Here is a 21,380-nt window from a genome sequence, read left to right on the forward strand (position 1 = left end):
TTCAGCTTTGAATCTTCTCAACACAAAGGACCACTGTGGACAGCATTGACAGCGCAGCACCGGCCATTACCTCGGACCATAGTTGGTTCCGGGTGGGTGACTACGTCGGGTGGCAGCGAGACGGAAGCCTACAACTTCGTCCGAAATTCCAACGAGGATCGGTGTGGAAGTCCAGCGACAAGAGCCTCCTGATCGACAGCCTACTCAAAGGATTCCCAGTCCCTCTGATTATTCTTCAAGACGAGTACCCAGAGATCGGGTCAACGCCAATCAGACGAGTGGTTGACGGTCAGCAAAGGCTCCGAACATTAATCAGTTATATAGATAGGAGTCTTTTAGGTGATGATATAAAGGAATCGGACTTCTTCTCCTTTCGTCCACAAGGAATTCATCACACACACCCAGGTTACCAGTTCGTAGACCTGTCGAGGGAGCAGCAAATGCAAATCCTTGAGACGCGCATATCTGCTGTTATTCTAAACTCTAGAACGAGTGAACCGGCTGTGCTTGAAGTGTATGACCGCTTGAATCGTACCGGAACCAAATTATCGGCTCAAGAGTTGCGGTGGGCAAAATATCGGAGCGATTTCTCTGAATTATGCTATCGAATCACGCGAGATAATCAGACCCGATGGCATGACTGGGGTATCATCACTAACCAATCTATCGCTCAGATGGGTGACGTTGAGCTGACAAGTGAATTAGTTCTGCTAATCCTTGATGGAGTTCAAAAAACTGGAAAACGAGAGCTCGATGAGGCTTACGAAAATCGGACGTTAGAAAGCGATGAAGAATCATTTACCGCCAATGTCTTTAATTCAGTATTTGAATCATTAGATTTTATATACGATTCCTCTGTGTTGCCAGATTCCATGCGACCTTTTAGGACGAAAGCATGGATTTACTCGCTGTTTTCTTACCAGCTGTACTTGTTGGGAATAATCGACGAGGGCGGTAACATTACTGGGATTGGGCGATCTTTCAGTATGAGACACTTATCGGAAGTGAACTTCAATCCAGATTGGATTGAACATGCCCTTGATGCTTACAAGAATGCTCGAAGGAGCGATGCCTCGCTGGCTCGGGCAGTCTCAGGAGGTGCGTCAGACCGAAGTTCCAGACAGCGGCGGTTGGATTTCTTGATAAATACTCTGGGCCGATGACAGCGGTTGGCGATCTCCGTCGAGCGCTTTCAAGTGCAGTGACGGTAGAGGCCCGGATCGTTGCAGCTGGAAGCGCAGGTGGTAGCGAGCGATTGATGGCCGAGGCTGCGGCCGAAGGGCTGCTGTTGAACGCATATACCGCAGCAGAGCACTTCGTGCGGGAATTTTTCTTTGAGCTGATAGATGGCATTTCTTTATCTAGCCTCTTTCCGTCTCCGCTAAGCGGTCTTGATGCGGATTTGAACAGGTCATTGGTCTATCTCGCGACGGATAAGCTGGATTGGATGCCGCCTGGATCCACTGTTGAGCCGAGGGCTAACGTGTTGTTTCCTGGCGGGCACCCTTTTCTTAGGCTGCGATGGCGATCTTCATTTGCGAGGAGATTGAATGATGCTAAAATTGTACGCGATCGAATTTCGCACTCTGGAGAAAAAGCTGAATCTGCCTATTGGTCAAAGGTTGCAGAGTTCCAGCAGGCGTATAAACGGCCGGGGGCGTGGTTGATAAGTAGATCCACGGAGTTCTCTGCGCCAACGTCTAATTTGAAAGTGATGATCAACACGTTAGAAAGTATGGCCGTAGCGTTAAGCGAGAATTCTCCGGACTTGGATATTCTGCTCGGTCAATCTGACTCCGTCGGTGAGGGTACAAAAACTATACCGGGTACTTTTAATTGCTCTACTTGTAGCTCGGCTGGAAGTCCCGCAGTCGGGACGCCGCTCGGGAGATGTCGATCTTCTATATGCGTTCATTCGCAAGATAAAACTGTATGGAAATACTTTGCGGTCTGACGGCCCATGGATTCCTCCTCGTCGTTTTGAATGACTGTTTGACAGCCAGGACGAAACGGGAAAACTGCGGGGTTCGAAATTGGGGTGAAGCCTGACGAGGCCCCCGGCCGGCAGGTGAGGTGGTGGGTGGTACCCCTGGCGTCCGGACCACCATACCGGTCGGCACTTGCTCCCAACGGAACGCGGTCGGCTCCCATTCCGCGGTGGACCACAAACGGTCGTATTCGGCCCACGAATCGACCCGAATCGGCGCGATCGAGCGACCACACGAAACCGTCGACCGAAACTCATGACCGAAACTAGATCGACCGAAACGGTGGAGTAGACCGTTTTCGGTCGGTTCGATAGCATCACTCTCAACGCAGAACGACGAACACGCCGCCGGCGACCTCCGACAGAGGGTCGGCGGCATCGAAACCGCAGAAACGCGTACAGCCGCAAAACGACAATCGGGGGAGCAGACCATGACGAAACGAGACGAGATTCCGCGTAAACCCACCCGCATCCTGACCGCTGGTGAGATCGAACGGGAAGTAGCAGGCATCCGCGCCGGCCTCGAAATGGGCGGCGTCCCTTTCACCGCGGAAGCGGAAGCAGCAGCCCGCGCTGTCCTTAACGGCGAGATCACCGGAGACGAAGCGATCGCCCGCGGACTCGCCGAACTGAACTCCCGCACCGCTCAGTGAGCAACGACTACCACTATCCGGGCACCACGGTCCTACGAAACCGGCTCGGATACACCGACCCTCACACTCTCGCGCAGGCCGAAGCCCTCATCGCCGCAACACGAATGGCGGAGCTGGCAGCAAATCCGATCGACGGACACTTCGACTTCGCACACCTGCAAGCAATCCACCGACACCTACTCGGTGACCTCTACGAATGGGCCGGTGAAATCCGCACCATCGACACCGCGCCAGGCGATCTCGGCATCCTCCACGACCCGCCCGCCGCCATACCCGGCGAACTCGATCGAGTGTTCACCGACATCAACAGCTGCGTCTACGTCAACCACCACAGCCACGAAGCGTTCGTCAACGATCTCGCCGGACCCTGGGGAGACCTCACCAGTGTCCATCCGTTCGTCGACGGAAATTCGCGCACCCAAAGGGTTTTCTTCGACCAACTCGCCCGCGACGTCGGATGGGCCATCGAATGGCGCGAACTCAGCGTCGACGCCGTCCAAGCTGCCCGCAACTTCGCCTACATCGACGGCGGAACCATCCTCGCCGACGTCCTACGACCCGCAATCAAACCCGTCACCGAAGTGCCCGCGGACTCCATCGCCACCGCACCCCGCGAGAACGTCATGACCTTCCCCGAGCACTGGCAGGCCATGATCGAGCACTACGACACCATGCCCGAACAGACCTACACATGGTCTAGTCGGATCAACCCCGAAGCACCACAACATGACCCACAATCGACCGAGACCCGTCCAACTCCCAAACCGCCCTCTCCGGAGCGAGAACTAGCCGACCTCGACACCACCAAGTTCCACACCCACTGGAGCCCAGAAGTCGACCACCAACTCATGAACAGCCGCACCATCCCACAACACAGCAACAGACCAGAAGGACCGAGACTGTGAGCATCATCGGATACGCCCGCGTCTCCACCCTCGAACAAAACCCCGAACTGCAGCAGCACGCACTCCACCAAGCCGGCGCGATCCGCATCTTCACCGACTACGAATCCGGCTCCAAAGCGCAGCGCCCCCAGCTCACCGAATGCCTGAACTACCTACGCGAGAACGACGGTGATGTCCTCGTCGTCTGGAAACTCGACCGCCTCGGACGATCCGTCCGCCACGTCATCGACACCGTCCACAACCTCGGCGAACGCGGCATCGCATTCCGTTCCCTCACAGAAGGATTCGACACCACCACCGCAGGCGGCGAATTCCTCTTCCACATCATGGCAGCCCTCGCCCAAATGGAACGCCGCATGATCGTCGAACGCACCCACGCCGGCCTCGACGCCGCCCGCCGGCAAGGCCGACACGGCGGCCGCCCGACCGTCATGACACCCGAACGCACCGAACTCGCCCGCAGCCTCCGCGAACAGGGCAAGAGCCTCGACGCCATAGCCGCAACGCTCGGCGTCGGGCGCTCTTCCGTCAGTCGAGCACTCATCAACACAAACAGCGGGACATAGATAGGGACGACGTCCCGGTGCAGCAACTAAAACCGGAAGATGTCGTAGGGCCTTCCGTCGAGCAGTGTCTTTGACACCGGAGTGGCCCTGGCGATTGTCTGAGCATCTGCCTTCAAGGCGCGCTCCAACTCACGACGATCCGCCGCGTTGCCAGTCCAGAATGATCGCGGCAGCGAATAGTCAATCACCGCGGCATCTGAAGCAACGGCAGCCTCATACCGTTCAGCAAGCTTCGCGCCATCTCGATATTCGTCTTACTTAACGCCGGCACGCCATCTACCCACGCCGACTCCGCAGAAACGAAGAAACCGCGACGCTGCTGAGGTAAACCCTCGATCCACGGCGCCGGATCAGGAACAACTCGACTCACAGAACACCTCTCAGTCCCGAACGAATCGATCAAATATCCACTACCGCAAGTAAACACGACAATCAGGCCCCCACACACGAAATAGTGAAACCGAAGGTTCCCAGGGCCGCACCGAGATGGAAGATCATCGCCCCCGCGCTCATACGCCGCCACCGCAACTGCAATGCACGCGTACGCATTCTTCACCGCGGCGCGTTCGAGAGCGTCGGCTAACCGTGAACAAGGAAATCGCACCGTCGATGAGTAACGTCGCCGCGACATCCGAGGCCACTGCGCGACCAGGGCCCGGCATCGGAATCAGGCACAGCAGGACCGGAAATGCCTATCAGGACTCGTGCCGGTCGCCCTGTCGGATGCCCACCGCGAGCACTGGCTTGTCCGTGTCCGGCAGATCGGGCCCTCCGAGGGACTTCCACATCGCATCGACCATGGGCTGCAGGAACAGCTGACCTACCTGGCGGATCGTTGTTTCGATGACTTGACTCGACTCGTCGCGGCGGGTCGAGGCGACACCGGCATCGCGCAGTGCTGCAACCTCGTGGCGGGTCAGGTCGGTGAACTTCTCAAGGAGGGTTCCTCGGGTACCGCCCGGTTCGAGCAGGGCTCGGCGCATGTAGTTGACGACCTCGGGGTGCGCGTCGAGCATCTCACTCACCGCCGCATCGCGGGCGGTGGCGATCTTCTGGGGCGTGCCCTCGGCGGGAACCTGCGCGATCGCCTGCGCGAAATAGTCGACGACAAGGTCGTCGACCGCGTCGCGGATGCCGTCCTTGGTTCCGAAGTGGTGGACCAGCAGGCCGACGGTGACGCCGGCCGCTTTCGCGATCGCCCGCATCGACGTGCCGTCTTCACCATGTGCGGCATAGAGGTCGAGTGCGGTGTTGCGGATGCGCGCTTTGCCGGTCAGATCGTTCGGATTCATCCGCGGGTTGTGTCCTGGCTCCATCGGTTCCCTCCTTTTTCGCGGAAGCATATCCAATCGGCCTTGCTATACGATCATACAATAAGCTATACAGACGTATAGCACTTCTCGAAAGGGATCGAATGACACGCCCCCTCGACGGCATCGATGTCGTCACCCTCGCCGCCAACCTCCCGGGCCCCCTGGCCGCCGCGCGCCTGCGCGACCTGGGGGCGCGCGTTACCAAGGTCGAATCTCCCGCAGGGGATCCGCTGGCAGCGGTCACACCCGCTTGGTATGCGCAACTGACCGCCGGCCAGGAGGTGACCGTCCTCGATCTGAAGGATCCGGCCGGTCGGTCCGCGCTCGACGTCCTGTTGGACACGGCGGATCTGCTGATCACCGCGATGCGCCCGTCCGCGCTGCATCGTCTGGGCCTTGCCGACGTCACCACGACGTTCCCGCAGCTCGGGCACGTCGAGATCGTCGGCTTCGACGGAGCGAAGGAGGAGGCACCCGGCCATGACCTGAATTACCAGGCCGTGCACGGAACCCTGACGCCCCCGGCGATGCCGACCGTCCCCGTCGCCGACATGCTCGGTGCTGAACGCGTGGTGACCGAATCGGTGCTGACCCTGCTCACCCGCACCCGCACCGGCCGTGGCGAGCACCGCCGTGTGGTGCTCGACGAGGCCGCCGCCGACGCGGGCGCGGCCGTGCGGCACGGGCTCATGGGTCCGGGTGCCCCTCTCGGCGGCGACATCGCCACCTACGGGATCTACGCCGCTGCCGACGGCTACGTCGCACTGGGGGCACTCGAACCCCACTTCGCCGCGCGTGTGCAGGACATCCTGGGTGTCGAGCCGACCCAGCAAAACTTCGCGCTCGCCTTCGCCGAGCACCCCACCTCGTATTGGGAGGCCCTCGCCGAGAAGGCGGATCTTCCCCTCAACGCAGTTCTGGCCCCGCAATCCCTCGTCGGGGCCGTTCCCACCACAGCTAGAGAGAGGCAATCATGACCGGTCGCGAAGCAGTCATCGTCGGTGCGGTGCGCACCCCGTGGGAAAGCGTGGCGGCGTCCTGAGTGCGTGGCATCCGGCGGATCTGCTCGGCCACACGCTGCGTCACCTGGTCGAGCGCACCGGCATCGACCCCGTGCTGATTGACGACGTCATCGCCGGATGCGTGCTGCAGCACGATCAGCAGTCGTCGAACATCGGACGCCACGCCGTGCTGTCCGCCGGACTGCCCGAGTCCGTGCCCGCGGTCACCGTCGACCGGCAGTGTGGCTCCGGTCAGCAGGCCGTGAGTTTCGCGGCCCAAGGTGTCATGGCCGGCACCTACGATCTGGCGATCGCGTGCGGTGTCGAATCAATGTCGCAAGTGCGTATGCCGTCGGCGTTCCAGCCGGGTGCGCCGCTCGGCCCCCAGTACGGGCCCATCGAACTCGCCCGCTACGACGGGGCTCTGATGGCGCAGGGCCCGTCGTCGGAACTGATGAACGAAAAGTTCGGGTTGACACGCGAAGCCCTCGACGCCTTCAGCATCCGCAGCCACCAACGTGCCCTCGCCGCCACGCAGGACGGCCGGTTCCGCGACCAGCTCGTCCCGATCACCGCCGACCCGAACGACTCGTCCGGCATGACCGTCGACGCCGACGAGGGCATCCGGGCCAGCCTCGACCCCGCGAAAATCGCGTCCCTCAAGACGGTGTTCGCCGACGACGGCCGCACCACTGCCGCGAACTCGTCGCAGCTCAGCGACGGCGCGGCGGCGTTGCTGATCGCCGACCGCGACTTCGCCGAGCAACACGGCCTGATCCCGCGGGCCCGGTTCCGGGCGCTGTCGGTCGCGGCGGCTGACCCGATCATCCAGTTCACCGCGGTGCTCGACGCGACCCGCAAGGCACTGCAGCGCACCGGCCTGTCCGTCGACGACATCGACCGGTTCGAGGTCAACGAGGCGTTCGCTGGGGTACCGCTGATGTTCGCGCAGGAATTCGGCGTGCCCGACGACAAGCTCAACGCCAACGGCGGATCCATCGCGATCGGCCACCCCCTCGGCTCCACCGGCGCACGGATGCTCACTGACCTGCTGTGCGAGCTGGAACGCTCCGGCACCCGCCTGGGCTTGCAGACCATCTGCGAGGCCCACGGCACCGCCAACACCACCGTCATCGAACGACTCTGAGAGGCAGCCATCATGACAACCGAGATCGTCAAAGGATTACCGTCCACCCACGGCGATCACTACCAGCTCAACACCACCACCTTCATCCGTCATGCGGCCCGCACCTACCCGGAACAGCAGATCGTGTTCCGCACCGCCGACGGCGGCTGGGACCGCTACACCTACGCCGACGCCTACGCGCGCATCAAGCGGGCGGCGAACGCCCTGACGAGCATCGGCGTCGGCGCGGCCGACGTGGTCGGCATCCTCGACTGGAACAGCCGGCGCCACTTCGAGCTGTACTGGGCCATCCCGGGAATCGCCGCGGCGATGCTGCAGATGAACCTGCGACTGGCCCCCGACGATCTCGGTTACGTCACCGGCCACAGCGACGCGTCCGTGGTCCTCGTCGACGAGTCCCTGCTCCCGGTCGCCGAGGCGCTGGCCCCGCTGACCCCGGGTGTGAAGACGTGGATCGTGATGACCGACAAGCCGCTGTCGGACATCCGCACCACGCTGCCCGGCGCTGCACACTGGGAGGACCTCCTGGCGGCTGCCGACCCCGAGATCGACTGGCCTGTCATCGACGAAACCTCCGCCTACAGCGCCTGTTACACGACCGGCACCACCGGCCGGCCGAAGGGCATCTACTACTCGCACCGCGGTATCTATCTGCACACCCTCGCCGAGGCCGCCGGGCTGGGGATGCGCAGCGACGACGCCGTCATGCTCATCACCCCCATGTTCCACGGGCAGAGCTGGGGTCTGCCCCAGGCCGCGGTCCACAGTGCCGCGAAGATCATCCTGCCCGGCCGCTACATGGCCGAGGACACCTCAGCACTGGTGGACGCGATGATCACCGAGCAGGTCACCGTCGCCAACGGCGCACCCGCGATCTTCCAGCCGATGATGGACTACATCAAAACGCTGGACGTCGCACCCGACTTCTCCCGGGCCCGCCTGCTCTCCGGTGCGACCGAACCGGCGCTGTCACTGATGCGCGACTTCTACGAGATCACCGGCGCCGACATCATCCACGCCTACGGAGCCACCGAAACCACCCCACTGGTGGCGATCAACGGGCCGCTCAAACCGTCGTTGCGGAGTGCGATGTCCGACGAGGACAAGTGGAACCTCAAGCGTTCCCAGGGGCTTCCGGTCAACGGAATCGACATCCGCATCGTCGACGCCCAGGGCAATGACCTGCCGCACGACGGCAAGAGTCAGGGCGAGGTGCTGCTGCGCGGCCCGTGGATCATCGAGCGCTACCACAAGCTCGACGACGACGCCGACAAGTTCTTCGACGGGTACTGGCGCAGCGGCGATGTCGGCCGCATCGACCCCACCGGCTACCTCAAGCTCACCGACCGGATCAAGGACGTCGTCAAGAGCGGCGGCGAATGGATCTCCTCGATCGACATGGAAAACGCCCTCGTCGGACACCCGAAGGTCAAGGAGGCCGCCGTCATCGGCGTCGCCCACCCGAAATGGCAGGAACGCCCCGTCGCCCTCGTCGTCACCACCGACGGTGAAGAACTGGCCCTCGACGACATCACCAGTGTGCTCGACGGCAAGTTCGCCAAGTGGCAGATTCCCGACACCGTGCTGTTCGTCGATGCACTGCCACGCACCAGCGTCGGCAAGCTCGACAAGAAGGTCCTCCGCGCTCAGCACGCCGACATCTACACGGAGACACGATGAACACGACAGTCCTGCAGACCACTCGGCAGGGTGCGGTGGCGGTCCTCGCACTGTCCCGGCCCGCCGCGAAGAACAGCCTCAACGAGGAACTCCTCACCGCACTGAACACCGAACTCACACACCTGCGCGGCGACGACACCGTGCGCGCCGTCGTGCTCACCGGCACCGGCGGGGTGTTCTGCGCCGGTGCCGACATCACCGCATTCGACACGCTGCGCACCCAGCCGCTACTCGGGGACCGGCCGGCCTTGGGCGGCACCATCTGGGCCGACCTGGGCACCTACCCCAAGCCCGTCATCGCGGCCGTGGAGGGTCTGGCGCTCGGCGGTGGCTGTGAACTCGCACTCGCGTGCGACATCATCATCTCCGGCCAATCTGCGAAGTTCGGTGTGCCCGAGGTCAAACTCGGGGTGATCCCCGGGGGCGGCGGCACCCAGCGGCTCATCCGAGCCGTCGGCAAGTCCAAATCCATGGCGATGCTGTTGACCGGCGATTTCATCACCGCGCAGCAGGCATCCGACGCGGGCATCGTTGCCGACGTCGTCGCCGACGGTGAGGCACTCGCCCACGCCGTGGCCATGGCGCAGCGCATCGCGAGGAATTCGCCGCTGGCCGTGGCGCTGGCCAAGGATGCCGCGCTGCGGACGTTCGAGGCAACGCTGTCGCAGGGCCTCGAACACGAAAAACGCAACTTCGACACGGCGCTCCGATCCGCCGACAGCCACGAGGGACAAGCCGCCTTCCTCGGCAAACGTGCACCCGAATTCACCGGAAAGTAGACCCGATCATGAGCGAACTGTTCCCCGACTACCGATCCCCGTGGGAAACCGACGACCAGGCGCTGCTACGCAAGCACGCCGCCGAATTCTTCCGCAAGGAGGCCACACCCCACCAGGAACGGTGGGCGCAGCAGCATCACGTGGACCGCGAATTCTGGACCAAGACCGGAGCCGCCGGACTGCTCTGCCTGGGCCTGCCCGAGGAGGACGGCGGCGGCGGCGGCAATTTCGGCCACGAGGCCGTCGTTCAACAGGAACTCGTCCTCGCGCACGACACCGCGTTCGGTTTCAACGTGCACTCGACGATCGTCGCGCATTACATCTGCGCCTACGCCACCGAGGAACAGAAGAAGCGGTGGATCCCGAAGATGGCCAGCGGTGAGATGGTCATCGGTGTCGCGATGACCGAACCCGGCACCGGATCGGATCTGCAGGCCGTGCGCACCACCGCGGTCCGGGACGGCGACCACTATGTCGTCAACGGCTCGAAGACGTTCATTTCCAACGCCACCCACTGCGATCTGCTCATCATCGTCGCCAAGACCGATCCCTCGCTCGGCGCAAAGGGCATCTCCTTGCTCGTCGCCGAAACCCAGGGGCTCGAGGGCTTCGAACGCGGCCGGGTGCTGCACAAGATCGGACAGCACGGCCAGGACACCCGCGAACTGTCGTTCACCGACATGCGGGTGCCGGCGGAGAATCTCCTCGGCGGCATCGAAGGCCGCGGCTTCTACCAACTTATGGAGCAACTCCCCCGCGAACGCCTCATCATCGGTATCGCGGGGGTCGCCATGGCCGAGGCCGCGGTGATCGAAACGATCACGTATGCCAAGCAGCGTCAGGCATTCGGCAAGACGGTCCTCGACTTCCAGAACACCCAGTTCCTTCTCGCCGAATGCAAGACCGAGGTACTGGCAGGCAAGACGCTGATGGACCACTGCATCCAGCGGTACCTCGACGGCACCCTCGACGCCGCGACCGCATCGATGGCGAAGCTGTGGGGCACCGACAAGCAGGTCGAGATCATCGACCGCTGCCTGCAGGTCTTCGGCGGCTACGGCTACATGATGGAGTACCCCATCGCACAGATGTACGCGGCGGCGCGCGTGCAGAAGATCTACGGCGGTACCAACGAGATCATGAAGGTCCTCATCGGGCGGTCGCTGTGATCGAGCCGGATCCGAGCATCCCCACCAAACTCGAGAATGCGGTCCTGACCATCACCATGAGCCGGCCGGCACGGTTGAACGCCGTCGATCCGGACACTCTCCGACAGCTCGGAGCCGTCCTGCGTTCCGCCTGCGCCGACGAGAGCACTCGGGTGATCGTGCTCGTCGGGGCGGGTCGGGCGTTCTGCACCGGCGCTGATCTGACGTCGCTGAACGAACCCCCCGCGGCGATCATGGACGCCGCCAACGAGGTGATTCGCACGATCGTCGGGGCGCCTGTCCCGGTGATCGCCGCAGTCAACGGGCCGGCCGCCGGTTTCGGCGCGTCCCTCGCCTGCGCGGCGGATCTGGCGTTCGCCGCGCAGAGTGCGTACTTCCTGTTGCCGTTCACCTCTATCGGACTGATGCCCGATGGTGGTGCCACTCGATTGGTTTCCGCGGCGATCGGGCGGACGCGCGCCGCCGAGATGGCACTGCTCGGCGAGCGAGTCCCCGCAGCCGACGCGGTGAAGATCGGGCTCGTTTCCCGGGTGCTGCCTGACGACGCACTCGCCACTTACGTGGAGGCAGTGGCCAGGAGGCTCGCCGACCGACCGCGCCGAGCACTGGAATTGACGAAGAAGGCGCTGGCCGAGTCCGCGCTCGGCGCCTTCGACGATGTTCTGGAGCGAGAACGTGACGGACAGATCGAACTCCTGGGGACGCCGGACTTCGAACGACGTGTTGCGGCCGTTTTGCGCACCTGAGCACCGAAATTCCACCAACCCTGAACTCAGATAAGTGACGGAGAAACCATGGCAACGCTCGGCGGACAACTATCGATCAATGCGCGACGACACCCGGATCGGTGCGCGCTCGTGTTCGGCGAGACCGAACGCACCTACCGGGAACTGGACGCGGACATCAACCGGTACGCGCACGCCCTGCTCTCGCTGGGCGTGGGCAAGGGCGATCGTGTGGCGGTGCTCTCGCCCAACTCCGACCGCTTCCTGCTCGCGTTGTACGGGGCGTTCAAGGTCGGCGCGATCGCCGTCCCGCTGAACCCGCGTGCCACAGCGCGTGAATTGCGGTACCTGCTCGACGATTCCGGCGCGTGCGTGCTGCTGTTCGGTGGCGACACGGACGGGGCGGTCCGGGGCCTGACTCAGCTCGATCCGGAACCGACCGCCAGGATCTACTCCCTGGACGAGGCGTCCGGTTTCGACGACTTCACCCGGCTCACCCCGAACATGCCGAACGACGAGCCGCCGGTCGAGGTCGTCGAGGACGACGACTGCATGATCATCTACACCTCGGGCACCACCGGAGCACCCAAGGGCGCATTGTTCGACCACCACCGACTGCTCTGGGTCGGGCATTCGATGAGCGCGCTGGGACTGAACTCGTTCGACCGGCAGCTGCATGTCGCACCGATGTACCACTGCGCCGAACTCGTACTCATGGTGCTGGCCGGATTCTCCATGGGCACCACTCACTTGGTGCTGCCGGCGTTCGAGCCCAGAGCAGTCGTCGACGCGCTCGAACGCCACCGCATCACCGCGTTCCTGGGTGTCCCAACGATGTATCAGCTGCTGTTGACGCTGCCGGATCTGCCCGACCGGGATCTGTCGGCTTGGCGGCTCGGGTTCTTCGGAGCTGCGCCGATGCCGCCGAGCGCGGTCGAGAAACTCGTCGCGACCCTGCCGGACGTGGGTTTCTTTCAGCTGTGCGGCCAGACCGAGGGAGGCCCCACCGGCATCTACTCGACGCCCGATGATGTGAAGGCACGCCCCGACGCCACCGGACGATGGGCGATCACCAACGCCGAGGTGCGGCTCGTCGACCACGACGGCAACGACGTCGCGGTAGGCGAGACCGGCGAGATGATCGTGCGCGGCGAGACCATCATGAAGGGGTACTGGAACAAACGGGACGCCACGGCCGAGACGCTGCGCGGCGGCTGGCTGCACAGCGGTGACCTCGCGGTCCGGGACGACGACGGCTACATCACCATCGTCGACCGTCTCAAGGACATGATCATCACCGGTGGCCGCAACGTGTACTCCGTCGAGGTCGAGAACGCACTCGCAGCGCATCCGGACGTGCTGGACGTCGCGATTGTCAGCCGCCTCGACGACACGTTCGGCGAGACAATCGTTGCGGTCGTGACACCCGTCGAGGGACGTGAGGTGACACTCCACGACCTGCGGGTGTTCGCGGCCGAGTACGTCTCCGACTACAAGCTGCCCCGCGACCTCGTGGTCCGGTCGATCCCGCGCAACCCGTCGGGGAAGATCCTTAAGCACGTACTGCGGGCGGAGGTGCGGACGCAGTGACCGACCACGTCGATGCCCTTCAGTCCGGTGTGGTGTACGGCGAGGACATCGAGGTGGGCCGCCGGTACCGGCTGGGTTCGTACACGATCACCGAGCGGGAGCTGGTCGACTTCGCCGGCCTGTGGGATCCCCAGGGCTTCCACGTCGACAAGGACGTGGCCGACGCCGGGGCATACGAGGGGTTGATCGCCAGCGGCCTGCACACCCTCGCCGTGTATCAGCGGCTCGCGGTGCTGGACGTGTTCTCCGGCTGGAGCGTCATCGCCGGACGACGCCTTCGGGAGGTCCGGTTCCTGCGGCCCGTCCGCCCAGGGGACACGCTCACCGGCACCGTCGTGATCCAGGACGTCGCCTTCGACGATCGGGACCGTGCCCTCGTCACCACTGCGGCCGAACTGACCGATGCCCAAGTCAGGCCGGTGCTCAGCGTGGACGTCGAGGCCTACGTCCGTGCCCGTCCACCACAAATCTCATGACCACCACTCTTTCCGGAGGCTCCATGCCCGACGCATACATCATCGACGCCGTGCGCACCCCCGTCGGGCGGCGCGGCGGCGGATTCGCCGAAACCCATCCGATCGACCTCGCCGCGCACGTCATCGCCACCCTCGTCGGGCGCACCGACATCGACCCGGCCGGAATCGACGACGTCATATTCGGCTGCCTCGACAACATCGGTGCGCAGGCCGGCGACATCGCCCGCACCGCCGCTCTCGCGGCCGGACTGCCCGAATCCGTCCCCGGTGTCACCCTCGACCGTCAGTGTGGATCATCGCAGCAGGCAGTGCATTTCGCCGCGCAGGCAGTGATGAGCGGGACGGCCGACCTGATCGTCGCGGGCGGAGTGCAGAAGATGAGCCAATTCCCGCTGCTGTCGTCGATCACCGCCGGCGAGCCCTACGGCTCCCCGGATCTGCACTCCGGCTCGCAGACGTGGCAGGCCCGATTCGGCGATCAGGAGATCTCCCAGTTCCGGGGCGCCGAGCTGATCGCCGAACGATGGGGAATCGAGCGGTCCGCGATGGAGGAATTCGCGCTCGAAAGCCATCGCCGCGCGCTGCGCGCCATTGACGAGGGCCGGTTCGACGCCGAGATCGCCCCCTTCGCGGACGTCACCGTCGACGAAGGACCGCGTGCGGACACTTCCGCGGAGAAGATGGCGGCACTGCGCACCCTCACCCCCGGAGGACGCCTCACCGCCGCCGTCTCGAGCCAGATCTCCGACGCGTCGTCGGCGATGCTCATCGCATCCCATGATGCGGTGACACGATACGGGCTCACTCCCCGCGCCCGCATCCACCACCTGACCGTTCTCGGCGCGGACCCGGTCCTCATGCTCACCGCCCCGATTCCGGCGACGCAGCGGGCGCTCGAGAAGACGGGCCTGAGCATCGACGACATCGACGTCGTCGAGATCAACGAAGCGTTCGCTCCGGTGGTCATGGCATGGCTGCGCGACCTCGATGCCGATCCCACACGGGTGAACCCGAACGGCGGCGCGATCGCGCTCGGACACCCGATCGGCGCGACCGGCACCCGGCTCATGACGACGCTGCTCCACGAACTCGAACGCACCGGCGGCCGTTACGGACTGCAGACCATGTGCGAGGGCGGCGGCCAGGCCAACGTCACCATCATCGAACGACTCTCCTAACCCACACTCTTCTCCCCGAAAGCAGGTATCGACATGGACATTGCAGGAACCACCGCCCTCGTCACCGGCGCCGCCTCCGGGCTCGGCCTGGCCACCGTCACCGCGTTCGCCAAGGCCGGTGCGCGCGTCGTCGCCCTCGACCTACCCACCGCGAACACCGAGGCGCTGGACGCACTCGGCGACGCCGTGCAGTTCGTTCCCGCCGACGTCACCGACGAAGACGCCGTCACCTCGGCTGTCGCCCTTGCCAACGCCGACGACACCCTGCGCATCACCGTGAACTGCGCGGGCATCGGCAATGCCGTCAAGACCGTCGGCACGGACGGGCCGTTCCCGCTCGCCGCCTTCAAGAAGGTCGTCGAGGTCAATCTCGTCGGCACATTCAACGTGATCCGCCTGGCCGCACATGCGATGGCCGGCAACGAACCAATCGACGGCGAGCGCGGCGTCATCGTCAACACCGCATCCGTCGCAGCGTTCGAGGGGCAGATCGGCCAGGCCGCCTACTCGGCATCGAAGGGCGGCATCGTCGGCGCCACCCTTCCGATCGCCCGTGATCTGGCGTCGCTGCAGATCCGGGTGAACACCATCGCCCCGGGCCTGTTCAAGACCCCGCTGCTCGGCACCCTCCCTGATCATGTGCAGGAAGCGCTCGGTGCGCAGGTGCCGCACCCGAGCCGCCTCGGTGACCCTGCCGAATACGCACGCCTGGTGGAATCCATCGTCAGCAACCCGATGCTCAACGGCGAGACCATTCGTCTCGACGGGGCGATCCGCATGGCACCGCGCTGAATCCGACCCACGCTCCAGACACCACCGTGATCGCCGCGGCACCGCGGCACCGCGGTGGCGTCGTGGTGGAAGTCGTCGTGTCGCACACCACGCGCACCCGGAGACCAATATCGGGAGAGTTCCGGGCGGTGGACGATGGCGACCCTGTCCCCGACCTCAAGGGCCACGGATGGACTACAACTCCAGAGCTCGTCGGCGGCAACCACAACAGGTGATGCCCACTCGATACGGGATCCGATGCGCGGTCAACCGAAATTGCCAGCGCGACCCTCGTCATCAGCAACCGACCCGATGGCGGCCCGTTTCTGCCGTACCGACCCCCGGGCACACTCGACCCCCATCCGTTCCCCTGGTGCTCACCCTCGAACCGAAGCCTGCCGCGGGCGTATCCGCCCGATTTTCGGCGAGTACTACCGCAACCCCGTACCCCGCCGATCACACCCTCAGGAATGGCGGCCGCCGAGATCCTCGAGATGCTGACCGGCAAGATCACCGCCGCGACGAGCGCTACCGGGATGCAAGCGGAAATCGGGTGGCTCACCCTCGCGCACGAAGTGAGCGCCCGCGAAGCCGTCGCCCTGCTCGCCGTCGCGACCCGCCCCGCCTACGACGCCGGACAGATCGCACCCTCACGGGTGAATCGGGTTTACGGCCGAGTCGAGCGCGCCGCCGTACCGCACGGAATCCGATTCAGATGGTGAGCGCCCCGAAGGCAGAGACGATGGTGGATCCGCAGATGTTCACCGGATGCGTTCTCGCGGGATGCTCGAACATCGTGGCCGAGGACGGAGAAATCTGCTCGCAGTGCCGCCGCATCTTCGGCGACATGATCAGGCCCGTATCCGAGCGAGAGCGCGCCGAGACCACCGAACACCCACGGCCCGCCGCGACCGGAGCGCGGTTGTTGACCCGACGCAATCAACGGTGCTGGTTGTGCGAGCAACGCCGCACCTGTACCCGGGTCGGTGGTCAGTGGGAGTGCCGCGACGCCGCGCTGCCGGCGGAATGCTGACGCCTGCCCGGCGGCCGGCCACCTTCGGTGTCCCCCGACATGAACTCCGCTGCGCTCCGTTCTGTGAAAAGCATTGATTTGTTTTCACTTCTGGCCTTCCGATTCTCGTCGGCGGTGACCTGCGCGCAACCCCTGGCGGCGCAAGCGCCGGCCGATGGCTCCGAGAAATTTTCGCCCCTCGCACGCTCCCGTCAAAATTTTCTCGGCCCAGGGGTGGCACTCCGGCCCCCTCATGCCGACGCGATTCTCCTTTGCCAGAAGGCGAAAAAAATTGGCGGGGCACGAGGCCCGGTCACTTTCACAGCAAGGGGAACGACATGCAGAACATCCGTTTGAGGACCGCCACCGACGTTTTGGCCGCAATCCCGGCATTGCTCGGATTCGTCCCCGTCAATTCCGTCGTGATGATCGCTCTCACCGGATCACCGGCCACGCTCGCGTTCGTTGCGCGCACCGATGTCGTCGGTGCCGATGCGGCAGCCGACTACAGCACCGCACTCGAGCAAGCGGCAGTCACGTCCGTTATCTGGGTTGTCGTCGGCGCCGGTCCGGTAGCCGCCGCCGGTCTCGATCAGATCGAGGCAGCTCAGCGCGAGCTCGACACCAGGGGAATCCGCAGCGTCCGCACCCTTGTCGCCGAGTCTCTCGAAATCGGAGCGGAGTGGTTCGACACCAACGGCGAGGAGAGCGGACGCACCGCCGACCCGATCCTCTCGGAGGTCAGCATGAACCGAATCATGAGCGGGCGTCAGACGTCGAGCAGCCGCGCCGACATCGAAGCGCGTTACCGCGAGGACACGGCCGCCGACATGGACGCAGCTCGCGCCGCCGCAGCCGAGCAGGGCGAGGACTTCGCACGAAACACGATCACGGAAATCGCCGCAGTCGTACGCAATTTCGAGGTTTCCAGTCTCGACCTCGCCGCCCGAGCCGGATTGTGCGCGGCAGCGGACCCGCATCATCGCGATGCCATGATCGGAATCGTCACGATCAGCCCGCAAGCCGCAGCGGACGCCTTCGGCACCATCGCCACGCACCTACGCGGAAACTACCGAGTCCAGATCCTCACCCTTGCCGGGTTGGCCGCATACGTCGACGGCGACGGAGCCGCCGCCGGAATTGCGCTCGACGCTGCTAGCGCCATCGGCGTCGACCCCAGCCTCACGACGTTGCTCAAGCTGCTCGACGCGTCCCGCACGGCCGGAATCAAACCGGAGGCGATCGCCGAACTTGCCACCATCGGCGTCGAGGTAGCGCGGTCGATGGGAATCGACCTCGACACCGAATAGCCGAACGGACAAAAACGCGGCCCCGACTCAACTCGAGAGAGTCGGGGCCGCCCCCGTACGTGGTGGTGGTTGCTCGGGCATCGAGCCCTTACAACCACTGCGCCGCACTGCGCGGACCGGCGAACCGAGCCGCGTCGTGCGTCGGTCAGTGGAAGAGCTCGTCCGGATCGCCCGCCGCCGGAAACGCGATGTCGATACGCGGAGTCTGCGCAACCGACGTTCCGGTCAAACCTTCGACGACCGCAACGAGATCCGCGTCGGTGATCTTTTGCGTGTGCTTCGTTGCCTGGTATGCCGCCGCTTCCACTGCGGACCGCTCCCGCGGAGTGAAGTTCTCGCCCATTTTCTCGTGCCTTTCGCTCGTCAAAAGAGTGTCGGAGTGTCCGTGCGAAGCAACGCGGATTCCACCGCGTCTGCGTCCCATCCATTGCGCAACGCATCCCGCAGAGCCTTCGATCGCGCCGCCCGTGCGGCGCGATCCGGGCCGTACCAATGCCAGCTCTGCCCCCGGCCGCCGCCGCGACCTTTCGCGCTCATCCCTGCAAGATTCTGCGATTGCGTACCCGCAACCACATGTGGACGTCCGGCGATGCTCGTCGTGGCCCGGACACAGATCGGGTTGTCGCACACTTCGTGGATCGCGAACTCGGAATCGGTCAACGGCCGACCGAGTTCGAGCATCAACGCGTACCGATGCGGGCGCACGACTCGCTGCCGGCCATCGCGCATCAGCCAAAATCTTCCGTACCCGTCATCGGAAATGCTGCCGGTCCAAAAATGGCAATCCCGCTCGCCCGGTCCGCGCACGATGAACCGCTCGAATCGTTCCCGTTCCGGATCGCCGAGCGCCGGAAGCGTTAGGACGTCTGGCATCAGCACACGCCCCTAACGCTTGTGAGAGTTGCCGACGAATCGGCCGCGGTTTCCCCCAACCGGGGACAGCGATATCCCTCATGTGGATGCCCGAGATTTCTGTTCCCGCTCCGCTCGATCTCAGGCAACGCACAATCGGTCGCTGACACCCAACCGGGGAAAACCGCGAAGGCCGACATTGATTCGCTGGTCGCTTCTACGACGCCAGCGCGGCAGGATCAGTCGACGAAGTCGAAGCCGGTGCCGGTGCCGGTGCCGGTGCCGGTGACGAATCTTCCTTCGACGCAGTCTTGTCCGCGGGAGACTTTTCCGATTTCTGTTTCGGTTTGGTCGACCGCAGCAATTTATTGACCTCAGTTGTCGTCAGGCCGGTCAGCTGCGCGATGCTCGCCACCGTTTCGCCGCGAGATTTGAGATCCGCAATCGCAGCCGCACCGGAACGATCCGCGTCGGCGAGCTTGGTGTCGGTTTCTTCGCGGATGCGCTCGATACGCACTCGCGCATCGTCCGCGATCTTCTCTCGCGACTCTTGCGCCTTGAAGAATCGGACGAGATCGTCCTCGACCTTCTTCAATCGCTCTTGCTCTTCCGCGAGACGGGCGGCATTCGCTGCGCGTGCCCGTTCCCTCGCGCTGATCGTGGATGTGTTTGAGGACGCCATGCCGCAAACCTTACCGCCGGCAGCGGCGATCGGCCATCAATTGTTCCCCGCCCACCTAACGGTTCCCGGCTCAAAAACTCGGGCCAAACATCACAACTCCACTGAACCTTTTCACACATCACCATGTCAAACCATCTATCCATCCAGCTCATCCATATTTTCCAACACTTCGCTTCCCTCAGCACAAGCAGTTCGTCCCTCACCAAATGCACTTCGTTTCACTCAGCTAAACCACCAAATTCAGACACACCTCTTGCTGAATTTCAGAGTTTGGGGGTGTGGTGCTCTTTCTGTGCCGCCGGAAGCGGCTAAGGTGGCCATGTGATGACCCTCCACGTGCTGCACGCGGGCGATGGCTACGAGTACCTGACAAGTCAGGTTGCCACCGCTGACCGCGAACGCGAGCACGGGCAGGAATTGACCGACTACTACTCCGCACACGGCACCCCGCCCGGTACGTGGTTCGGTGGCGGACTCGAAGATCTCGCACGAATGGATGCCGACACCGAGATCGCAGACGAGCATCGGATCAGTGACGGCGCCACGGTGTCGGAACCGCAGATGAAGGCACTCTTCGGGGAGGGCATGCACCCCAACGCCGACCCTATGGTTGAGGTGTCAATCAAGGGTGGGATGGACCCGAAGAAGGCCGTCAAAGAGGCTCGACTCGGCCGCAAGTTCCCGGACTTCGCCAATGACATCCCCCTGCTGAAAGCCCACCGTGCAGCCCTGGAGCAGTTCGCGGTCGACAATGCCCGCCGTCCCTCGAAAGCGGAGTCCGGTGCGTTGATGGAGAAGGTCGGAACCGCACTGTTCGAGGAGACGCACAAGCGTTCCGCACAGAACCCACAAGAGCTGTGGTCCTGGATTTCGGCGCAGAAGAACCGCGTCCGGCAACCCGTCGCAGGACAAGATCTGGTGTTCACACCACCCAAGAGCGTGTCGACGATGTGGGCTCTCGCCGACGACGATCTACGCCGCCAGATCGAACGAATCCACCACGAGACCGTCAAGGGCACACTCGGCTGGATCGAGAAGGAAGCATGCTTCACCCGCACCGGTGCGACGAGCCAAGAGCACCAGGACACCACCGGCATGGTCGCCACCCTCTACGACCACTACGACTCCCGCGCGGGGACCCGAACCTGCACACCCACGCCGTCGTGTCCATCAAGGTCTGCACCGAAAAGGACGGCAAGTGGCGAGCTCTCGACGGCGCCACCCTGCACCGCTACGCCGTCGCCGCCTCCCAGCGCTACAACGCGGCGATCATGTCGAAAATGCACACCGAGCTCGGTTTCGGACTGACCGAACGCAGCACCGGACGTGGCCGGCAGAACGTCGTCGAGATCGCCGAAGTGCCGCAGCAGCTATGTGAAATGTTCTCTTCACGGCGCACCCAGATCGAGACCCGACGTGATCAGCTCGTCGCCGAATACCGCCAAAAACACGACCGGATGCCCAGCGCGAAAGCGATGTACGCGCTCTACCAACAAGCCAACCTCGACACCCGCGCCGGGAAGCAGGAACCGCAAACCCTGCGCGAAATGCAGAACAACTGGATCGCCCGATCCGCGCAGATCC

21 protein-coding genes and 2 pseudogenes are annotated in these 21,380 nt (G+C 63.8%); 19 read left to right on the forward strand and 4 right to left on the reverse strand.

Going from position 1 to position 21,380, the window contains the following annotated elements; genetic code table 11:
• The first annotated feature begins 35 nt into the window (after positions 1-35).
• The 5 genes from EHW12_RS30120 (at position 36) to EHW12_RS30140 (ending at position 4,111) form a co-directional block, all read left to right on the forward strand.
• On the forward strand, positions 36-1,163 hold the full coding sequence (locus EHW12_RS30120) for a DUF262 domain-containing protein (protein ID WP_164490642.1): 1,128 nt from the start codon (positions 36-38) through the stop codon (positions 1,161-1,163).
• The gene (locus EHW12_RS30125) at positions 1,160-1,954 is read left to right on the forward strand and encodes a hypothetical protein (RefSeq protein WP_125052866.1); all 795 of its coding nucleotides are present in this window, start codon (positions 1,160-1,162) and stop codon (positions 1,952-1,954) included. The genes EHW12_RS30120 and EHW12_RS30125 overlap by 4 nt, the downstream gene beginning before the upstream one ends.
• A gap of 464 nt (positions 1,955-2,418) precedes the next feature.
• Complete coding sequence (locus EHW12_RS30130) at positions 2,419-2,640, forward strand: hypothetical protein (RefSeq protein WP_125052869.1); 222 nt, start codon at positions 2,419-2,421, stop codon at positions 2,638-2,640.
• Complete coding sequence (locus EHW12_RS30135; protein ID WP_125052872.1) at positions 2,637-3,545, forward strand: Fic family protein; 909 nt, start codon at positions 2,637-2,639, stop codon at positions 3,543-3,545. Before EHW12_RS30130 ends, EHW12_RS30135 begins: the two co-directional genes overlap by 4 nt.
• On the forward strand, positions 3,542-4,111 hold the full coding sequence (locus tag EHW12_RS30140; RefSeq protein WP_125052875.1) for a recombinase family protein: 570 nt from the start codon (positions 3,542-3,544) through the stop codon (positions 4,109-4,111). The genes EHW12_RS30135 and EHW12_RS30140 overlap by 4 nt, the downstream gene beginning before the upstream one ends.
• Positions 4,112-4,806: 695 nt before the next feature.
• Here EHW12_RS30140 and EHW12_RS30145 read toward each other — a convergent pair.
• Positions 4,807-5,427, reverse strand: a complete 621-nt coding sequence (locus tag EHW12_RS30145) for a TetR/AcrR family transcriptional regulator (RefSeq protein ID WP_125052878.1) — start codon at positions 5,425-5,427, stop codon at positions 4,807-4,809.
• Positions 5,428-5,525: 98 nt separating this feature from the next.
• Here EHW12_RS30145 and EHW12_RS30150 point away from each other — a divergent pair, with 98 nt between their 5' ends.
• From EHW12_RS30150 to EHW12_RS30210, 13 genes and pseudogenes are all read left to right on the forward strand, one after another.
• Positions 5,526-6,401 carry a CoA transferase gene (locus EHW12_RS30150; protein WP_125052881.1) on the forward strand — a complete coding sequence of 292 codons (876 nt, stop codon included), beginning with the start codon at positions 5,526-5,528 and terminating at the stop codon, positions 6,399-6,401.
• Positions 6,398-7,572: pseudogene (locus EHW12_RS30155) on the forward strand (thiolase family protein). The gene EHW12_RS30150 and the pseudogene EHW12_RS30155 overlap by 4 nt, the downstream one beginning before the upstream one ends.
• Before the next feature lie 12 nt (positions 7,573-7,584).
• Positions 7,585-9,252, forward strand: coding sequence for a long-chain-fatty-acid--CoA ligase (locus tag EHW12_RS30160; protein ID WP_125052887.1), 1,668 nt, complete (start codon positions 7,585-7,587; stop codon positions 9,250-9,252).
• Complete coding sequence (locus EHW12_RS30165; RefSeq protein WP_125052890.1) at positions 9,249-10,031, forward strand: enoyl-CoA hydratase-related protein; 783 nt, start codon at positions 9,249-9,251, stop codon at positions 10,029-10,031. The genes EHW12_RS30160 and EHW12_RS30165 overlap by 4 nt, the downstream gene beginning before the upstream one ends.
• An 8-nt stretch (positions 10,032-10,039) precedes the next feature.
• On the forward strand, positions 10,040-11,200 hold the full coding sequence (locus tag EHW12_RS30170; RefSeq protein ID WP_125052893.1) for an acyl-CoA dehydrogenase family protein: 1,161 nt from the start codon (positions 10,040-10,042) through the stop codon (positions 11,198-11,200).
• A gap of 56 nt (positions 11,201-11,256) precedes the next feature.
• Positions 11,257-11,946, forward strand: a complete 690-nt coding sequence (locus EHW12_RS30175) for an enoyl-CoA hydratase-related protein (protein ID WP_125052974.1) — start codon at positions 11,257-11,259, stop codon at positions 11,944-11,946.
• Positions 11,947-11,994: 48 nt separating this feature from the next.
• Positions 11,995-13,515 (forward strand): AMP-binding protein, encoded by a 1,521-nt coding sequence (locus EHW12_RS30180; RefSeq protein WP_125052896.1) that lies wholly within the window; start codon positions 11,995-11,997, stop codon positions 13,513-13,515.
• A complete protein-coding gene (locus EHW12_RS30185; protein WP_241199191.1) occupies positions 13,512-13,991 on the forward strand; it encodes a MaoC/PaaZ C-terminal domain-containing protein in 480 nt (159 codons plus the stop codon). The genes EHW12_RS30180 and EHW12_RS30185 overlap by 4 nt, the downstream gene beginning before the upstream one ends.
• 23 nt (positions 13,992-14,014) lie before the next feature.
• Entirely contained in the window at positions 14,015-15,169 is a 1,155-nt protein-coding gene (locus EHW12_RS30190) for an acetyl-CoA C-acetyltransferase (RefSeq protein WP_125052978.1), read from the forward strand.
• A gap of 33 nt (positions 15,170-15,202) precedes the next feature.
• Positions 15,203-15,961 carry a 3-hydroxyacyl-CoA dehydrogenase gene (locus EHW12_RS30195; protein WP_125052899.1) on the forward strand — a complete coding sequence of 253 codons (759 nt, stop codon included), beginning with the start codon at positions 15,203-15,205 and terminating at the stop codon, positions 15,959-15,961.
• Between the two features lie 449 nt (positions 15,962-16,410).
• A complete protein-coding gene (locus EHW12_RS30200) occupies positions 16,411-16,662 on the forward strand; it encodes a hypothetical protein (RefSeq protein ID WP_241199192.1) in 252 nt (83 codons plus the stop codon).
• Positions 16,656-16,973, forward strand: a complete 318-nt coding sequence (locus tag EHW12_RS30205; protein WP_125052902.1) for a hypothetical protein — start codon at positions 16,656-16,658, stop codon at positions 16,971-16,973. Before EHW12_RS30200 ends, EHW12_RS30205 begins: the two co-directional genes overlap by 7 nt.
• A 317-nt stretch (positions 16,974-17,290) precedes the next feature.
• Positions 17,291-18,262, forward strand: coding sequence for a DUF4192 domain-containing protein (locus tag EHW12_RS30210; RefSeq protein WP_125052905.1), 972 nt, complete (start codon positions 17,291-17,293; stop codon positions 18,260-18,262).
• Positions 18,263-18,407: 145 nt separating this feature from the next.
• Here EHW12_RS30210 and EHW12_RS30215 read toward each other — a convergent pair whose 3' ends face one another.
• From EHW12_RS30215 to EHW12_RS30225, 3 genes are all read right to left on the reverse strand, one after another.
• Positions 18,408-18,605, reverse strand: coding sequence for a hypothetical protein (locus EHW12_RS30215; RefSeq protein WP_125052908.1), 198 nt, complete (start codon positions 18,603-18,605; stop codon positions 18,408-18,410).
• A 20-nt stretch (positions 18,606-18,625) separates the two neighbouring features.
• The gene (locus tag EHW12_RS35565) at positions 18,626-19,135 is read right to left on the reverse strand and encodes a hypothetical protein (protein WP_064074521.1); all 510 of its coding nucleotides are present in this window, start codon (positions 19,133-19,135) and stop codon (positions 18,626-18,628) included.
• A 196-nt stretch (positions 19,136-19,331) separates the two neighbouring features.
• Positions 19,332-19,796 carry a hypothetical protein gene (locus EHW12_RS30225; protein WP_125052911.1) on the reverse strand — a complete coding sequence of 155 codons (465 nt, stop codon included), beginning with the start codon at positions 19,794-19,796 and terminating at the stop codon, positions 19,332-19,334.
• Positions 19,797-20,120: 324 nt separating this feature from the next.
• On the opposite strand from EHW12_RS30225, the pseudogene mobF reads away from it, so the two are divergent.
• Positions 20,121-21,316 (forward strand): annotated as a pseudogene (mobF, locus tag EHW12_RS35960) (MobF family relaxase); the annotation flags it as partial.
• Positions 21,317-21,380: the final 64 nt, after the last annotated feature.

Origin of the sequence: Rhodococcus sp. NJ-530 (assembly GCF_003860625.1) — a bacterium.
Classification (GTDB): Bacteria; Actinomycetota; Actinomycetes; order Mycobacteriales; family Mycobacteriaceae; genus Rhodococcus_F; species Rhodococcus_F qingshengii.

What these genes read in the sequence shown, in the direction of transcription:
- EHW12_RS30145 (WP_125052878.1), bottom strand. Translation starts at nt 5,427, where the DNA reads ATGGAGCCAGGACACAACCCGCGGATGAATCCGAACGATCTGACCGGC.
- EHW12_RS30195 (WP_125052899.1), top strand. Translation starts at nt 15,203, where the DNA reads ATGGACATTGCAGGAACCACCGCCCTCGTCACCGGCGCCGCCTCCGGG.
- EHW12_RS30165 (WP_125052890.1), top strand. Translation starts at nt 9,249, where the DNA reads ATGAACACGACAGTCCTGCAGACCACTCGGCAGGGTGCGGTGGCGGTC.
- EHW12_RS30225 (WP_125052911.1), bottom strand. Translation starts at nt 19,796, where the DNA reads ATGGCGTCCTCAAACACATCCACGATCAGCGCGAGGGAACGGGCACGC.
- EHW12_RS30210 (WP_125052905.1), top strand. Translation starts at nt 17,291, where the DNA reads ATGCAGAACATCCGTTTGAGGACCGCCACCGACGTTTTGGCCGCAATC.
- EHW12_RS30160 (WP_125052887.1), top strand. Translation starts at nt 7,585, where the DNA reads ATGACAACCGAGATCGTCAAAGGATTACCGTCCACCCACGGCGATCAC.
- EHW12_RS30170 (WP_125052893.1), top strand. Translation starts at nt 10,040, where the DNA reads ATGAGCGAACTGTTCCCCGACTACCGATCCCCGTGGGAAACCGACGAC.
- EHW12_RS30215 (WP_125052908.1), bottom strand. Translation starts at nt 18,605, where the DNA reads ATGGGCGAGAACTTCACTCCGCGGGAGCGGTCCGCAGTGGAAGCGGCG.
- EHW12_RS30205 (WP_125052902.1), top strand. Translation starts at nt 16,656, where the DNA reads ATGGTGAGCGCCCCGAAGGCAGAGACGATGGTGGATCCGCAGATGTTC.
- EHW12_RS30190 (WP_125052978.1), top strand. Translation starts at nt 14,015, where the DNA reads ATGCCCGACGCATACATCATCGACGCCGTGCGCACCCCCGTCGGGCGG.
- EHW12_RS30130 (WP_125052869.1), top strand. Translation starts at nt 2,419, where the DNA reads ATGACGAAACGAGACGAGATTCCGCGTAAACCCACCCGCATCCTGACC.
- EHW12_RS30180 (WP_125052896.1), top strand. Translation starts at nt 11,995, where the DNA reads ATGGCAACGCTCGGCGGACAACTATCGATCAATGCGCGACGACACCCG.
- EHW12_RS30150 (WP_125052881.1), top strand. Translation starts at nt 5,526, where the DNA reads ATGACACGCCCCCTCGACGGCATCGATGTCGTCACCCTCGCCGCCAAC.
- EHW12_RS30125 (WP_125052866.1), top strand. Translation starts at nt 1,160, where the DNA reads ATGACAGCGGTTGGCGATCTCCGTCGAGCGCTTTCAAGTGCAGTGACG.
- EHW12_RS30200 (WP_241199192.1), top strand. Translation starts at nt 16,411, where the DNA reads ATGGCGGCCGCCGAGATCCTCGAGATGCTGACCGGCAAGATCACCGCC.
- EHW12_RS30175 (WP_125052974.1), top strand. Translation starts at nt 11,257, where the DNA reads ATGAGCCGGCCGGCACGGTTGAACGCCGTCGATCCGGACACTCTCCGA.
- EHW12_RS35565 (WP_064074521.1), bottom strand. Translation starts at nt 19,135, where the DNA reads ATGCCAGACGTCCTAACGCTTCCGGCGCTCGGCGATCCGGAACGGGAA.